The sequence below is a fragment of the Halorubrum sp. Boch-26 genome (assembly GCF_029889805.1).
Classification (GTDB): Archaea; Halobacteriota; Halobacteria; order Halobacteriales; family Haloferacaceae; genus Halorubrum.
Genome location: NZ_JARANT010000066.1, coordinates 1 through 14,689, shown reverse-complemented (window position 1 = coordinate 14,689; position 14,689 = coordinate 1). Strand labels below are relative to the sequence as shown.

At 69.6% G+C, this 14,689-nt stretch carries 13 protein-coding genes and 2 pseudogenes; 9 read left to right on the top strand and 6 right to left on the bottom strand.

The annotated features are described in order from the left end of the window. Positions 1–53: 53 nt before the first annotated feature. The 6 genes and pseudogenes from OQF71_RS10250 to trpG all read left to right on the top strand — a co-directional run. A pseudogene (locus tag OQF71_RS10250) lies at positions 54–995 on the top strand (proton-conducting transporter membrane subunit); the annotation flags it as partial. Beyond that, entirely contained in the window at positions 992–3,508 is a 2,517-nt protein-coding gene (locus OQF71_RS10245) for a DUF2309 domain-containing protein (RefSeq protein WP_280587500.1), read from the top strand. The pseudogene OQF71_RS10250 and the gene OQF71_RS10245, both read left to right, overlap by 4 nt. A gap of 125 nt (positions 3,509–3,633) precedes the next feature. Further along, positions 3,634–4,716, top strand: a complete 1,083-nt coding sequence (gene trpD, locus OQF71_RS10240; protein ID WP_280587501.1) for an anthranilate phosphoribosyltransferase — start codon at positions 3,634–3,636, stop codon at positions 4,714–4,716. After that, positions 4,716–5,360, top strand: coding sequence for a phosphoribosylanthranilate isomerase (locus OQF71_RS10235; protein WP_280587499.1), 645 nt, complete (start codon positions 4,716–4,718; stop codon positions 5,358–5,360). The genes trpD and OQF71_RS10235 overlap by 1 nt, the downstream gene beginning before the upstream one ends. Then, entirely contained in the window at positions 5,357–7,054 is a 1,698-nt protein-coding gene (gene trpE / locus OQF71_RS10230) for an anthranilate synthase component I (protein ID WP_280587498.1), read from the top strand. Before OQF71_RS10235 ends, trpE begins: the two co-directional genes overlap by 4 nt. Beyond that, a complete protein-coding gene (trpG, locus tag OQF71_RS10225) occupies positions 7,051–7,701 on the top strand; it encodes an anthranilate synthase component II (protein WP_280587497.1) in 651 nt (216 codons plus the stop codon). Before trpE ends, trpG begins: the two co-directional genes overlap by 4 nt. 32 nt (positions 7,702–7,733) lie before the next feature. Here trpG and OQF71_RS10220 read toward each other — a convergent pair whose 3' ends face one another. The 5 genes from OQF71_RS10220 to OQF71_RS10200 form a co-directional block, all read right to left on the bottom strand. After that, positions 7,734–8,477, bottom strand: a complete 744-nt coding sequence (locus OQF71_RS10220) for a molybdenum cofactor biosynthesis protein B (protein ID WP_280587495.1) — start codon at positions 8,475–8,477, stop codon at positions 7,734–7,736. Between the two features lie 77 nt (positions 8,478–8,554). Continuing rightward, positions 8,555–8,974, bottom strand: coding sequence for a hypothetical protein (locus OQF71_RS10215; RefSeq protein WP_280587494.1), 420 nt, complete (start codon positions 8,972–8,974; stop codon positions 8,555–8,557). An 81-nt stretch (positions 8,975–9,055) separates the two neighbouring features. Next, complete coding sequence (locus OQF71_RS10210; RefSeq protein WP_280587493.1) at positions 9,056–9,271, bottom strand: hypothetical protein; 216 nt, start codon at positions 9,269–9,271, stop codon at positions 9,056–9,058. A gap of 155 nt (positions 9,272–9,426) precedes the next feature. Further along, the gene (locus OQF71_RS10205) at positions 9,427–10,665 is read right to left on the bottom strand and encodes an FAD-dependent oxidoreductase (RefSeq protein ID WP_280587492.1); all 1,239 of its coding nucleotides are present in this window, start codon (positions 10,663–10,665) and stop codon (positions 9,427–9,429) included. Between the two features lie 768 nt (positions 10,666–11,433). Next, entirely contained in the window at positions 11,434–12,021 is a 588-nt protein-coding gene (locus tag OQF71_RS10200; RefSeq protein WP_280587491.1) for a DUF1684 domain-containing protein, read from the bottom strand. A gap of 132 nt (positions 12,022–12,153) precedes the next feature. On the opposite strand from OQF71_RS10200, the gene OQF71_RS10195 reads away from it, so the two are divergent. The 3 genes from OQF71_RS10195 (at position 12,154) to OQF71_RS10185 (ending at position 14,482) form a co-directional block, all read left to right on the top strand. Then, on the top strand, positions 12,154–12,750 hold the full coding sequence (locus OQF71_RS10195) for a DUF6149 family protein (protein ID WP_280587490.1): 597 nt from the start codon (positions 12,154–12,156) through the stop codon (positions 12,748–12,750). An 82-nt stretch (positions 12,751–12,832) separates the two neighbouring features. Next, complete coding sequence (locus OQF71_RS10190; RefSeq protein WP_280587488.1) at positions 12,833–13,882, top strand: AI-2E family transporter; 1,050 nt, start codon at positions 12,833–12,835, stop codon at positions 13,880–13,882. A 42-nt stretch (positions 13,883–13,924) separates the two neighbouring features. Beyond that, positions 13,925–14,482 carry a TspO/MBR family protein gene (locus tag OQF71_RS10185; RefSeq protein ID WP_280587486.1) on the top strand — a complete coding sequence of 186 codons (558 nt, stop codon included), beginning with the start codon at positions 13,925–13,927 and terminating at the stop codon, positions 14,480–14,482. Between the two features lie 9 nt (positions 14,483–14,491). Here the strand turns inward: OQF71_RS10185 and OQF71_RS10180 are convergent. Continuing rightward, positions 14,492–14,689, bottom strand: a pseudogene (locus OQF71_RS10180) (GNAT family N-acetyltransferase); the annotation flags it as partial.

Below are 14,689 nucleotides of genomic sequence, written 5' to 3'. Positions count from 1 at the left end.
TTCGTGGGCTGCGGTAATTGAGTATATGAAATAAATCCAACAACAAACACAACAGACCTCTGTGGGTCGTCGCCGCGGGCGCGCTCGTCCTCGCGGCGATGATCCAGTCCGCGCTGCTTCCGTTCCACGGCTGGCTGCTCTCGTCGATGACCGCCCCCACGCCGGCGTCGGCGCTGATGCACGCCGGGTTCGTCAACGCCGGCGGCGTCCTGCTGCTCCGGTTCGCGCCGGTCGTCACCGTCGACGCCGGCCTCATGCTCGCTATCGTCGCGGTCGGCGCGACCAGCGCGCTGCTCGGGAAGCTCCTCAAGTCCGTCCGGCCGGACGTCAAGAGCAAGCTGGCCTGCTCGACGGTGGGGCAGATGGGGTTCATGATCATGCAGGCCGGTCTGGGGTTCTTCGGGGCCGCCGTCACCCACCTCATCCTGCACGGCTTCTACAAGGCCTACCACTTCCTCGGTGCGGGCGGTGCGGTCGAACGGACGGCCCCGAGCGGGAAGTCGGCCCCCCGGACGGGGGTCTCCGGCGTCGCCTACGGCGCGGTGACGCTGCTGACCGGACTGGCGGGCGGCGCGGCGTTCGTGCTCCTGACGGGGAAGGGAACGAGCGTCGACTCCGGCCTGCTACTCGTCCTGTTCGTGGTGTTCACGACCCTCCACGCGGCGCGGGGCGCGGTCCGGCACGCGTCGCTTCCGCCGGCGGTCCGCTACGGGGCGGTCCCGCTGGTCTTCCTGCCGGCGATCACCGTGTACGCGCTCGTCTACAGGGGCGTCTCGGCGCTCCTCACCGGGCTCCCGGTCGTCTCGGCGCCGACCGAACTGACCGCGCTACACGGGCTCGTGGCCGCCGCCTTCCTCGCCGCGTACGTGGCGATAGAGACCGGCCTCCACGAGCGCAGCCGCCGGCTCTACGTCGCGCTCCTGAACTGGGGCCACCCGTCGTCCGGAACCGTGCTGACGAACGCAGAGGAGTACGACAGCGGAGGAGTCCAATGAGCACTCAATCCACTATCCACGACGGCATCGACGACGCGGCGGCGACGGTCGGATCGGTCTGGCCGATCCACTCGTTCGTGACGGCGAACCCCCTCTCGGGGTTCGAGAACGTCCCGTTCGACGAGGCGGTGACGCAGGCCGCCGACCTGTTGGGCGGACGCGGCTACCCGAGTCGGGAGGTCTTCCGCGCGGCGCTGGACGACGGCCGGATCGACCGCGAGACGCTCGCCGCGGAGCTCGCCGACCGCGGCTTCGAGGCCGACCCGGAGACGCTGCTCGAACGCGTGGACGCGTCGGTCGAGTCGGCGGCGCCGGACGCCGGGGCCGAGCGGGTCGATCACGTGCTGACGAAGTGGCTGTCGGCGTTCCTCGACGAGGGCGGCGCCGCGTGGCCGATGCCGAACCGCGACGAGGGGTTCTACGCCGCCTTCCGCGAACTGGCCGCGCACGACGCCGACGTCCCGGACGAGGGGGTCGTCGCGTCGCTCCCGGAGACCCCGACCGAGGCCATCGAGGCCGTCTTGGAGCCGTACCCGGAGAGCCAGTGGGTCCCCGTCTTCGAGGAACAGCTGGCCGCGCTTCCGGGCTGGGCCGGGTTCATCAAGCAGCGCGCGGACGACGAGGGGGCGTGGCAGTCGGCCCACCCGATCACGCTCGCGGACTACGTCGCGGTCCGCCTCGCGCTCCTCGACGGGTTCGGCGTCGATGTCGAGCCGTCCACTGACCCCGGGAGCGCCGACGCCGATCCGGCCGACGAGCTCGCCGAGTCGTTTCTGAGCGCCTGGGAGGCGAGCTACCGCTCCGAGGTCGTCGGGCGCGTGACCGCCGAGAGCCGGTCGCTCGCCGAGAGCCGGTCGCTGGCCGGCTGCGAGTCGCCGGACGAGAGCGACCCGCCGGCCGGGGGCGACTCCTCGGGCGAGAGCGACCCGTCGGCCCGCCCCGACGCGCAGTTGGTGTTCTGCATCGACACGCGGTCGGAGGTGATCCGGCGTCACATCGAGGACGAGGGCGAGTACGAGACCCACGGGTACGCCGGCTTCTTCGGCGTTCCGATGGAGTATCAGGCGTACGACGCCGACGTGTCGGTCGACGCCTGCCCGCCCATCCTCGATCCCCAGCACCGCATCAGCGAGATACCGACCGACGGAGACGCGCAGGCGCGCCGCGACCGCCGGTCGAGCGTCCGCGAGGTCGCGGGTGCCGTCGTCAAGAAGCTGAAGACGAACCCCGCCAGCGCCTTCGGCTTCGTGGAGAACGCGGGGAGCGGGTACGGACTGGCGCTCGCGGCCCGCACGCTGGTGCCGAGCCGCGTTCGCGACCTGTTGGGGGCCGCGGACGACGCGGTGCCCGACGACCGCGAGTTCTGCGAGCAGACCGTCCACCACCAGCACGCCTACGCCGGCGATCTCCCGATCGGACTGACCCAAGAGGAGAAGGTCGAGTACGCCGCGACCGCGTTCGATCTGATGGGCTGGACGGAGTTCGGCCGGCTCGTGGTGTTCGCCGGCCACGCGAGCGAGACGACCAACAACACCTACGACTCGAGCCTCGACTGCGGCGCGTGTGCCGGCAACCCCGGCGGGCCGAACGCCCGCGTCCTCGCGGCGATCTGCGCCGACCCCGACGTGAAGGCGGCGCTGCGCGAGCGCGGCTTCGACGTCCCCGACGACACCGTCTTCCTCGCCGGCGAACACAACACGACGACCGACGAGATCGAGCTCTACGGGGGCGTGCCCGAGAGCCACGCGGACGACCGCGCGGCGCTGCGCGCGGACCTCGCGGCGGCCCGCGAGAGCGCGGCCGCCGAACGCGCGGACGCGATGGGCGCCGACGCCTCGGCGGGCGTCGGCGAGACCGAGCGCCGCGCCGGCGACTGGGCCGAGACGCGCCCCGAGTGGGGACTGGCCGGCAACGCGGGCTTCGTCGTCGGGCCCCGCGAGCTGACGAGCGACCTCGACCTGGACGGCCGCGCGTTCCTCCACTCGTACGACTGGTCGACCGACCCCGACGGCGACGCGCTCGAGGCGATCCTCGCCGGGCCGATGGTCGTCACCCAGTGGATCAACGCGCAGTACTACTTCTCGACCGTAGACAACGCGACCTACGGGAGCGGGTCGAAGGCGACGCAGAATCCCGTCGGCAACGTCGGCGTCTACCAGGGGAACGGCGGCGATCTGATGACCGGGCTCCCCAGCCAGTCGCTGATGGCCGCCGACGGCGTCCCGTACCACCAGCCGCTCCGCCTCTCGACGGTCGTGCACGCTCCCGTGGAACGCGTCACCGACGCGCTGGCCGACCACGACGAGGTGACGGAACTGCTGGACCACGACTGGCTCTCGCTGACGGTCGTCGACCCGACGCGCGACCACAGCGCGTTCGAGTACGAGCGCGACCTGAGCTGGGCACCGGCCTCGGAGCCGGCCGCCGCCGAGCCGGAGGCGCCGACCGAAACCGAACCGGAAGCGCCGGCCGAGCCGGAGGCGCCGGTCGCTCCCCCCGTCACGGACGACTGAGCCGTCCCCGCGGTCCCGTTCTGTCTCTTCCGCGCTCCGCGTGACCGAGTATCACCGCGGCGACAGCGTTAAATCGGTGTACAGACTTGTACATCACAACGCGAAGTAATACATCGGTGAACACTATGGATATCAACGACACGGTCGAACGCGTGACGGACGGGACGGATCTGACTGTCGAGGAGTCGCGCGAGGCCGCGCGGCTGGTCTTCGAGGAGGCCACGGAGGCGCAGATCGGGGCTCTCCTCGCCGCCCTCCGGTCGAAGGGCGAGACGGAGGCCGAGATCGCCGGGTTCGCGCAGGGGATGCGCGACGCCGCCCGGACGATCGAGCCGGACCGCGATCCCCTCGTCGACACCTGCGGGACGGGCGGCGACGACTACGACACGATCAACGTGTCGACGACCGCCGCCATCGTCGCCGCGGGCGCGGGTGTCCCGATCGCCAAGCACGGCAACTACTCCGTCTCCTCCTCGTCGGGGAGCGCCGACGTGCTGGAGGTCGCCGGCGCCGACGTCGAGGCCGAGCCGCCGGCGGTCGAGGACGCCATCGAGGCCGACGGGATCGGGTTCATGCTCGCGCCCGTTTTCCACCCGGCGATGAAGGCCGTGATCGGCCCGCGCAAGGAACTCGGGATGCGGACGATCTTCAACGTGCTCGGCCCCCTCACCAACCCGGCCGGCGCCGACGCGCAGGTGCTCGGCGTCTACGACCCCGAACTGGTCGGGACGATCGCCCGATCGCTCGCGCATATGCCCGTCGAGCACGCGCTGGTGGTCCACGGCGCGGGGATGGACGAGATCGGGATCCACGACGAGACGGTCGTCGCGGAGGTCGACGGCGAGGAGGTCACCGAGTTCACGCTCGCGCCCGAGGACATCGGGCTCGACCGCGCCCCGATCGAGGCCGTCGCGGGCGGGACGCCCGAGGAGAACGCCGCCGACCTGCGGGGGGTCGTCGACGGGTCCCTCACCGGGCCGAAACGCGACCTGATCCTGGCGAACGCCGGCGCGGCGATCTACGTCGCCGGCGAGGCCGACACGCTCGCGGCGGGCGTCGAGCGCGCGGCCGAGGCGATCGACTCCGGCGCGGCCGCCGAGAAGTTCGCGGCGCTGTGCGGTGAGGGCGGCGAGGGCGACGCGGCGGCGGAGGCGACCCCGGCGGACGACGCCGGAGAGGCGACCGCCGGCTCGGAGGACGACGACTGATGGCCCGGGTGAAGATCTGCGGGCTCACGCGCGGCGCGGACCTCCGGGCCGCGGTCGAGGCGGGCGCCGACGCGATCGGCGTGATCTCGGAGGTCCCGGTCGACTCAGCGCGCGAGGTCGACCCCGCGACGGCGGCGGAACTGCTCGCGGACGTTCCGCCGTTCGTCACCGCGACGCTCGTCACGATGCCCGATTCCGCCGAGCGCGCGGTCGAGCTGGTCCGGACGATCGGCCCCGACGCGCTCCAGCTCCACGGCGAGTGGACCCCCGACGAGATCCGGTACATCCGCGCGGAGACCGAGCGGAAGGTACTGCTCGCGATCGACGCCAGCGACCCGGGCCGGGCCGAGGAGTTCGACGCCGTCGCCGACGCGCTCGTGATCGACTCGACCGACGACTCCGGTGCCGGCGGCACCGGCGAGACCCACGACTGGGCGAAGACGGGCGACCTGGCGTCCCGGCTCACGTCGCCGGTCGTCCTCGCTGGCGGGCTTACGGCCGACAACGTCGCCGAGGCGGTTCGCGTCGCGGACCCGTTCGCCGTCGACGTCGCCTCCGGCGTCGAGCTGTCCGAGGGGCGGAAGGACCACAACGCGGTGGCCCGCTTCGTCGCCAACGCCGGCCGAGAGATGGAGCTCGCATGAGCGACGACGGCTCCCCGCTCGACCGCTCGAAGACCGAGTTCGTCGAGCTCGCAGCCGGCGCGGAGAAGCCGGTCGTCGTTCGGGCGTCCGCGACGCTCGACGCCGACGTGACCCCGCTCGCGGCGTACGCGACCCTCGTCGGCGACGGACCGTACGGCTTCCTTCTGGAGTCCGGCGAGAAGGTCGCCTCCAGCGACCCGGACGGCGCGTTCACGTCGGGCGGGAACGCCGACCGGCACGCCCGCTACTCGTTCGTCGGCTACGACCCCGAGGCGATCGTCTCGGTCCACCCGGACCGAACCGACGTGACGCGGCTCGGGCCGGCGGCGGAGTTCGTCGGGGCGGGAGCGGACGGCGACCCGGGCGCCGAGAGCGGCCTCGGCCCCGACGCGGGCGACGCGGTCGACCGGATCCGTGCGGCGTTCCCCGACGTGAGCCTGCGCGGCTTCCCCGACACTGACCGGCAGATCCTCTCGGGCGGGTTCGTCGGGTTCCTCGCGTACGAGGCCGTCTACGACCTCTGGTTGGAGGAGGTCGGCGTCGACCGACCCGAGACCGAGTTCCCCGACGCCGAGTTCGCGCTGACGACCCGCACGGTCGTCTTCGACGAGAAGGAGGGGAGCGCCGAGCTCGTCCTCACGCCCGTTATCGGCGTCGACGACGACCCCGCGGCCGTCTACGACGACCTCGTCGCGGAGGCGGAGCGCGTGGCCGCCGAACTGCGCGAGGCCGCTCCGCCGGAGACGGACGGGATCCGAGTGGCGTCGGAGTCGGCGGACCCCCGGGAGGAGTACGAGGAGGCGGTCCGGACCGCCAAGCGCCACGTGCTCGACGGCGACATCTATCAGGGCGTGATCTCGCGGAGCCGCGAACTTCGCGGCGAGGTGGACTCGCTGGGGCTGTACGCGGCGCTCCGCGAGGTGAACCCCTCGCCGTACATGTACGTGTTGCGCCACGACGACCGCAGCATCGTCGGCGCCAGCCCGGAGACGCTTGTGTCGGTGCGGGGCGACCGGATCGTCTCGAACCCGATCGCGGGCACCTGTCCCCGCGGGACGAGCCCGGTCGAGGACCGCCGGCTCGCCGGCGAGATGCTCGCCGACGCGAAGGAGCGGGCCGAGCACACGATGCTCGTCGACCTCGCGCGAAACGACGTGCGGCGCGTCTCGGAGCCGGGATCGGTCCGCGTCGAGGAGTTCATGAACGTGCTGAAGTACAGCCACGTCCAGCACATCGAGTCGACCGTCACGGGGACGCTGGCGGCCGACGCCGACGCGTTCGACGCCACGCGCGCGACGTTCCCCGCCGGCACGCTCACGGGCGCGCCGAAGGTCCGCGCGATGGAGATCATCGAGCAGTTAGAGACGACACCGCGAGAGGCGTACGGGGGCGGCGTCGGCTACTACGCCTGGTCCGGCGACGCCGACTTCGCCATCGTGATCCGGACCGCGACGCTCGACGAGTCTCCGGCTGGCGCGAGCGGGCCGGACGAGACCGCTGTGACCGTCCGGGCCGGTGCCGGGCTCGTCGCCGACTCCGATCCGGCCGCCGAGTACGAGGAGACCGAGCAGAAGATGGACGGCGTGGTGACCGCGATCGACCGGATCCGCGAGGGCGACGGCGCGGGCGGCGCTGACCGCGCCGACGGCGACGGCGACGACCCCCTCCCCGCCGGCGCGGAGGTCGACGAATGAACGTCGTCGTCGTCGACAACTTCGACTCGTTCACGTACAACCTCGTCGAGTACGTCTCCGACCAGACGCTCGACGGCGGGAACGGGAAGGGCGCCGAGAACGGGGCTGGCGGCGAGGACGCGATCGGAGCGCCGGAGCCGATCGACGTGACGGTGGTTAAAAACACCGCGTCGCTGGCGGCGATCCGGGACGCCGACCCGGACGCGATCCTCATCAGTCCCGGCCCCGGCCACCCGAAGAACGAGCGCGACGTTGGCGTGACGATGGAGGTGTTGCGAGACCTCTCGCCCGAGATTCCGACGCTGGGAGTCTGCCTCGGCCTCGAAGCGGCCGTGTACGAGTACGGCGGCAGCGTGGGGCACGCTCCCGAACCCATCCACGGCAAGGCGTTCCCGGTCGAGCACGACGGCGAGGGGGTGTTCGCCGGGCTCGATCAGGGGTTCCGCGCCGGCCGGTACCACTCGCTGGCCGCCACCGAGGTCCCCGACGCCTTCGCTGTGACGGCGACGACCGACCACGAGGGCGACGAGATCGTGATGGGGATCCGCCACCGCGACCACCCGATAGAGGCGGTGCAGTTCCACCCGGAGAGCGTGTTGACCGCGGTCGGCCACGACCTGATCCGGAACTTCCTCGAATCCGTTTAGCCGAGACCCGAGAGCCCGCGGTGACGCGGTTTCTACTCTTGGCCTTCGCCGGGCGCGGTGTCCTCGCCAGCCTCGTCACCGTCTTCCGGCGTTACTTCGGCGCCGGTCTCGTCCACGCCGCGTCCGGCGAGCCCCACGAGGTGGCCGACCTCGGGGAGGATGATCTCGTCGACGCCGAGCCGCACGGCGTTCTCGGAGCCGGGCAGACAGAAGACGGGCGTGGCGGAGGCGATCCCGGCGGTCGCCCGCGAGCCGATCGTTCGCGTGCCGATCTCCTCCTGCGAGAGCCGGCGGAACAGCTCGCCGAAGCCGGGAAGCTTCTTCGCGAAGAGGCCGGCGACCGCCTCCGGCGTCACGTCGTCCGGCGTCACGCCGGTCCCGCCCGTGGTCACGACGACGTCCGTGTCCTTGCGGCGGGCCAGCCGGTCGACGGTCCCCTGGACGCTGTCGTACTCGTCGGGGACCAGCTCGCGGACGGCGACCTCGTGGCCGGCCTCCTCGAACGCGGCGGCGACGTAGTCGCCGGAGGGGTCCTCGTCGAGCGAGCGCGAGGACGACACAGTCACGACCGCGACCGCGATCGAATCGGCGTCGTGGTGGTGGTGACCGTGGTCTCCCTCGTGGTCGTGCCCTTCGCCGTGGCCGTGATCTCCGTCGTGGTGGTCGTGATCTCCGTCGTGGTGGTCGTGATCTCCGTCGTGGTGGTCGTGATCTCCCTCGTGGTCCTCCCCCTCGTGGTCCTCCCCCTCGTCGTGGTGGTCGTGCGCGTCGCTCATGGCTCCACGTATCCCGTCGACGGTGAAAACACCTCCCCGACGCGGCGGTCGCTCGCGCCGCCACCGGCGACGCCGACTTAGGGCCAGTCGTCGCGCGACGACTCCTCGGGCGCCTCGTCCTCGTCCGGCTCCTCGGTCGCGGGGATCCAGCCGGCGGCCTCGGCCGCGTCCTCGACCTGCAGGAACTCCCAACCGGTGGCCTCGGCGACGGCCTCGTCCTCGTCGTCGACGCCGACGAACACGTGCCGGTCCGTGTCGAACTGGTCGGCGATGTTCTCCAAGCTCTCCTCGACGCCGCGCGGCCCCGAGAAGAAGTCCTGACGCACGCGGTGTTTGCGGGTGAAGTTGGTGACGACGTACGTCGGCTTCTCGCTGACGACGCCGACGTACTCCGTCCACTGCCGGGCGTTGTTGAACACGTCGTTGGGGTCCGCGAGGGCCTTCAGCGCCTCCAGCTCGAACGCGAGCGTCATGTCGGTAGATCCGCCACTGTCCATGGACGACCGTTGTCGCGGCGGGCGAAAACAACTTCGCTTCCGGGGTGGCGATCGGTCGACGCGAGACCGTCGCTTCGACTCTCAGCGCGTCCGCACTTGGTAGTAGTCGGTGAACTTCACGAAGTCGCCGTCGTCTAGATCGCCGGTCTCCGGCGCCGTCCGCGGTCGCCCGGCGAGCTCCCTGACGAGGATTTGAGCCTCCTCGCCGAGCTCGTCGTAGTGGCGGACCCGCGCGTCCGGCGGGATCCAGCCGGTGCGGCGGAGCCGAAGCCGTCGCCCCGTCTCTCGGAGTGACATACGATAACATACAACATAATTCATGATAAACGTTGCGTCGGTTCCGAGGGTGCGGGAAGCTCTGACGACCGTGACCGCAGAATCGGACCGTTCCGCACTGTACGAGCCGCAAGGAGCGAGCAGCGCGCGCGACCGAGAACCGTGAGCCGCGCGGGTTACTGTTGGGTCGTCGCCGCCAAGTCGTCGACCGAGAAGCCGGGCTCCATGAGGAGCTCCGTCTGACCGCTCACGTCGCGGCCCTCGCGCATGAGCTGTTTGAACGCGGACTGCGGCGAGAGGTCGCCGATGAGGACCCCGCCGACGACCTTGCCGTTCTTGAGCGCCACGCGGCGCCACTCGCCCTCGGCCGTGGTCGCCTCGACCGAGTCGTCGCCGAGCGTCGGGTGGCCGAACGAGAGGAACGGGAAGTCGAAGTGGGTGATCGAGTACGAGGAGACCCACTCGAACGCCTCGCTCTCGTACTCGAGCATGTTGCGGGCGGCGACCGTCCCCTGCTCTTTCGCCGACCCCCACGAGCCGTTCTTCGCCTGCTCGCCGAGGACCAGGTCGTTGAAGGTGGTGATGTCGCCGGCCGCGAACACGTTGTCGACGTTGGTGCGCATGTACTCGTCGACGACGAGGCCGTCCTCGACCTCCAGCGGCGTGTTCTCGACGAGTTCGGTGTTGAAGTTCAGGCCGATGGCGACGCCGGCGAAGTCGCACTCGTACCGGTCGCCGCTGGGGTCGACCGCGGCCTCGACGTGGCCGTCGTCGTCGACTTCGAAGCGATCGACGCCGGAGTCGAAGACCGGCTCGACGCCGCGCTTGCGCATCGCCTCGTGCATGAGCTCCGCTCCCTCCTCGGAGAGCGCGTAGCGCCACCAGTTGTCGCCGCGCATCAGGTACTTCGCCTCGACGTCCTGCGCCCCGCAGATCGCCGCGAAGTCGATACCGAGGAGTCCGGCACCGACGATGACGGCCTTCTCGGCGTCCTCGACGCTCTCTTTGATCCGGCGGGCGTCCTGGAACGTCCAGAAGTGGTGGATCCCGTCGGCGTCGGCGTTCTCGACCGGGAGCTGCTGGGGGGTGCCGCCGATCGCGAGCAGCAGGGAATCGTACTCGAACGTCTCGCCCTCGTGGGTGTGGATCGCGTCGTTCTCGACGTCGATGTCGACGACGACCGTGTTGAGTCGGAGGTCGACGTCGTGGTCGTCGTACCACTCCTCCTGGTGAATCGAGATGGGGGCCTCGGGGAGCTTCCCCTTCGCGTACTCCTTGATCAGGATCCGGTTGTAGAGGGATTCTCCCTCGTCGGTGAGAACCGTGATCTCGGCGTCGGGCGCTTCTTCGCGGAGGGTTTCGGCCGCGGACGCGCCCGCGATACCGTCTCCGACGATCACGTACGAATTGCTCATACGCGGCCGTTCGGATTCGGGGTTAATGTGGGTTGTCATCCGTTTTGACGATTGTGATACTTAGCCTCTCGGCTCTGTTGAAACCCTCAGCGGTCGATGTTCGCTCACACTCCGATCGCTCAGTACAGGGAACTCACGAATCGTTCAGTACAGAGTAGGGGAGTTCCGAGAGGTGTTCGTGTACTTAGCTGGTAGCGGGCGCTCGGTAACGGTGATAGACTAGAGATACTACGGGCATTGTCCACATAAACGCCAATGTGAACTGAAGCATTGTCCCGAGATATTGATGAGGCACAATCAGCCAGACAACGACAGTTGCAACACAGACACAAACGAGTGTAATGATTACCGCCGTCACGTCGTTTACTTCCCGGAAATCAACGTCAGCCAGTCCTACCGCTGCCACAACACCGAGAAACATCCCCAGACCGACTGCCGCTATTGTCGCCTCTGGTGAGACGATCTGACGGGTTGGCTCAATAAACAGTAGCCACGGGGTTCCAATAAGCGCAGTCAAGAACAAGCGGAGCGTCCGCACTCGTCCGTCAGTCCCGAGCAACGGATGTGCTCCGGAAGAGGGCAAATTCATAAGATAAATTGAAACCGTACGATCATATCTGTTTTCCCTTCCTCACTAAACGCACTGTAACATTCGCACTCTTCAGCGGCCGGTCGTTTCGGAGGAGAACACGGTCCGAAGAGTGGGATTGCAACGGAGCCGCTCTCTCGGCTCTGGTGTCGTCTCCACTCGCTTCCGTGGCCCTCGGCCTACTGCCCGCCGTGGTCGCCGGCACCGGCGGGTTCGGCCGGGAAGTCGCGCTCGCCCGCTTCGATCCGGACGTCGAGCCAGTTCTCCGTGGGCGTCAGGGGGCACTCATAGGCGTGGTTGTACGCGCACGTGGGATTGTACGCGACGTTGAAATCGAGGGTCCACTCGCCGTCGACCCGGTCGCGGTCGGGCATGAGATCGAGGTACCGCCCCGCGCCGTACGTCTCCTCGCCGTTGGTCTCGTCGCGGAACGGCACCCAGAACCGGTCCGAGCCGTCCGTCGGGCGGTACGCCTGCAGCGAGTGCGTGTCGCCGTCGAGTTCGAACCGGAACTCCCCCCACCGCCGGTACGTCTGCTCGCCGTCGGCCGTGGTTTCGACGGTTATCGTCTCCGTCTCCTCGTGTTCGTGGAGCGGGAGTTCGAACCGGTAGCTCGGGTCCGGATCGTAGTACGAGAGCCCGGGGAACCCGTCGCCGCGCATCTCGATCGGCAACGGCGACCGCGCCGAGTCTCGGAACTGTTCCTCTTTCTCGCGACGCTCCCGCTCGATCCGCTCGGCCCAGTCGCCGGTCTCGGTCGCGTTCATCTCGCCTTAGTATTGCACGCACTTCACAATAACACTTGTGTCGGCCGTCGCGGTCAACCGCCGTCGTCTCGCCCGCGATCCGACGCGACCGAAACGCCACAGATTCAAGGTCGTGCCGGCCCAACAGACCGTATGAAGATCCGGCAGAACATCCGCCACTGGGCCGCGAAGAAGGCGTTGACGACGCCGGTCGTCGGCGACGTCGCGAACGACAAGCTGGTGGACCTCCACACGAGCATCTTCCTCAACAAGGCCGACGAGGAGCGCCGGGAGGAGCGTCGCGAGCACCTCGACGACTTCTTCGACGCGACGATGGACGCGTACGTCGCCGCTCTGGAGGCCGGCTTCACGGAGGCCGAGGCCCGCGAGATCACCCACGTGCAGGCCAACTTCGACTTCTTCAACCGCGGCTGGACGGAGATGATGGAGATCCCGGGCGACGAGTTAGAGGAGCACTACCGGCGCTACGAGGAGTTTTTCGCCCGACACGGGATCACCATCGACGACCCGCTCGGCGACTTCCGGCCCGTCGAGGGCGTCGCCGACGCCCCCGGGACGCCGGAGCGGCTTGAGACAGGGGAGTACGAGAACGCGCTCGCCGGCTTCGCCGACGACGTGTACGTCGAGACCGACGACGGCGAGACGGTCGTCGGCGGCGGGACCGAAGAGCCCGAGGACGTCGACCCGACGACATCGCCCGGGCTCGACGAGGACGAGGCGAGCGCGTAGCGGAGTGGGTGCGTAGCGGGAGAGACTGGGAGCGCTCCCGGGAGCCGCACACGTTTATGTCTCGGCGGTGAGAGCGACGGACATGAATCGCGGCCAGTCGTTTCTCCTCCTCCTGATCGGCACGGTCGCGCTGTTGACCCTGTTCGTCATCCTCCCGTTCGTCGAGTACGTCATCGCGTCGGCGATCCTCGCGTACGTCCTGTATCCGTTCCACGTGCGGCTCTCACGGGGGATCAGTCGGACGCTGGCGAGTCACGTCCGGGAGTCGGTGTCGCGTCGGCTGGGACGGATGCTGTCGGGAGTCTCACTCATTCTCGCGTCCGTCGTCGCCGTCATCCTCCCTGTCGCGTACATCTCGTGGGTGTTCGTCCGGGACCTCACGGCGATCGCGCGGGGGAACACCGACATCGAGGTCGCGGCGATCGAAGCGGAGATCGCGGCGCTCACCGGCCAGAACATCGAGGTCGGCGACGTGCTGGCGACGGTCGGACAGACTCTCGTCAACACGCTGTTCGGCGGGATCGGCGGCGTCGTCAGCACCGCGCTGCGCGCGTCGGTGGGGCTCTCGCTGGCCCTGTTTCTCGTCTACTACGCGCTGCTCGATGGACCGGCGTTCGTGGGGTGGATCCGCGACACGAGCCCGCTCCCCCCGGACGTCACCTCGGATCTCGTCGACCGCATCGACGCGATGACACGCGGCGTGGTTATCGGCCACATCGTGGTGGCGCTGCTGCAGGCGCTGGTCGCGGGCGTCGGGCTCTGGGCGGCCGGCGTTCCGAACGCCGTCTTCTGGACGTTCGTCATGGCCGTGCTCGCGCTGCTGCCGCTGATCGGGGCGTTCTTCGTCTGGGGCCCGGCCGCGGCGTATCTCGTCGTCGTCGACCAGGTCACGGCCGGCGTGTTGCTCGCGCTGTACGGCGTGTTCGTCATCGCGATGGTGGACAACTACGCCCGGCCGATCGTCATCGACCAGCAGGCGCACCTCAACCCCGCGGTCATCCTCCTCGGCGTGTTCGGCGGGATCTACTCGGTCGGGTTCACCGGGCTGTTCGTCGGCCCCATCGTCATCGGCGTGCTCGCGGCGACGCTGGAGACGTTCCGGGAAGACTACGACGCGATCGGCAGCGGGTAGGCGGCGACGTGATTTAAGCCGTCCAGCCGCGTAGGACCGCGTATGGTCACTACCGTCCGGTCCCGGCTGCCGGACCGCCGGGACGCCCTCCTGATCGCCGCCGCCGCGGTCGCCGTCAACCTGATCGGGGCGGTCGGCGTCCCCTTCACCGCCACCGAGAGCGCGTGGTTCGCCGAGCTCGCCCTGCCGGCGTATTACCCGCCGGGCTGGGCGTTCGGCGTGGTCTGGCCGATACTGTACGCGCTGCTGGGCGCCGCCGCGGCGCTCGTCTACCTCCGGGGGCGCGACGCGGGTGGCGGCGCGGACGTCGAGAACGCGCTGGAGGTCGCGCGCGACCCCGAGACCGCCCGCGACGCCCGGACCGCGCTCGGGCTGTTCGCCGTCCAACTCGGCCTCAACGTGGCGTGGTCGCCCGTCTTTTGGGGGCTCGAACGCGCCGACCTCGGACTCGTCGTGCTCGTCGCGCTCCTCCCGCTCGTGGTCGCGACGATCGCCGCCTTCGACCGGGTCGACCGCCGGGCCGCGCTCCTGTTGGTCCCCTACCTCGCGTGGGTCTGTTTCGCGACCGCGCTCAACTACGGGATCTGGGCGCTGAACTGACCCGGTCGGTCACTCCGGCTCCGGGTCATCTCCGAGCCGGTCCGCGATGAACTCCCGCTCCCGGGGATCGAGGTCGCGGTCGTCCTCACGGAACGCCCTGAGCCCGGCACGGTACCGCCCTCCGTCCGCCCCCTCGCTCTCCCCGGTCGGCTCGCTCCCCCACACCCCTGTCTCTTCCCCCCCCCCCCCGCCCCCACCTTTTTTCTT

Coding starts and splice junctions, on each gene's coding strand:
- OQF71_RS10190 (WP_280587488.1), top strand. CDS start 12,833: ATGAATCGCGGCCAGTCGTTTCTCCTCCTCCTGATCGGCACGGTCGCG.
- trpD (WP_280587501.1), top strand. CDS start 3,634: ATGGATATCAACGACACGGTCGAACGCGTGACGGACGGGACGGATCTG.
- trpG (WP_280587497.1), top strand. CDS start 7,051: ATGAACGTCGTCGTCGTCGACAACTTCGACTCGTTCACGTACAACCTC.
- OQF71_RS10205 (WP_280587492.1), bottom strand. CDS start 10,665: ATGAGCAATTCGTACGTGATCGTCGGAGACGGTATCGCGGGCGCGTCC.
- OQF71_RS10210 (WP_280587493.1), bottom strand. CDS start 9,271: ATGTCACTCCGAGAGACGGGGCGACGGCTTCGGCTCCGCCGCACCGGC.
- trpE (WP_280587498.1), top strand. CDS start 5,357: ATGAGCGACGACGGCTCCCCGCTCGACCGCTCGAAGACCGAGTTCGTC.
- OQF71_RS10245 (WP_280587500.1), top strand. CDS start 992: ATGAGCACTCAATCCACTATCCACGACGGCATCGACGACGCGGCGGCG.
- OQF71_RS10200 (WP_280587491.1), bottom strand. CDS start 12,021: ATGAACGCGACCGAGACCGGCGACTGGGCCGAGCGGATCGAGCGGGAG.
- OQF71_RS10220 (WP_280587495.1), bottom strand. CDS start 8,477: ATGAGCGACGCGCACGACCACCACGACGAGGGGGAGGACCACGAGGGG.
- OQF71_RS10185 (WP_280587486.1), top strand. CDS start 13,925: ATGGTCACTACCGTCCGGTCCCGGCTGCCGGACCGCCGGGACGCCCTC.
- OQF71_RS10235 (WP_280587499.1), top strand. CDS start 4,716: ATGGCCCGGGTGAAGATCTGCGGGCTCACGCGCGGCGCGGACCTCCGG.
- OQF71_RS10215 (WP_280587494.1), bottom strand. CDS start 8,974: ATGGACAGTGGCGGATCTACCGACATGACGCTCGCGTTCGAGCTGGAG.
- OQF71_RS10195 (WP_280587490.1), top strand. CDS start 12,154: ATGAAGATCCGGCAGAACATCCGCCACTGGGCCGCGAAGAAGGCGTTG.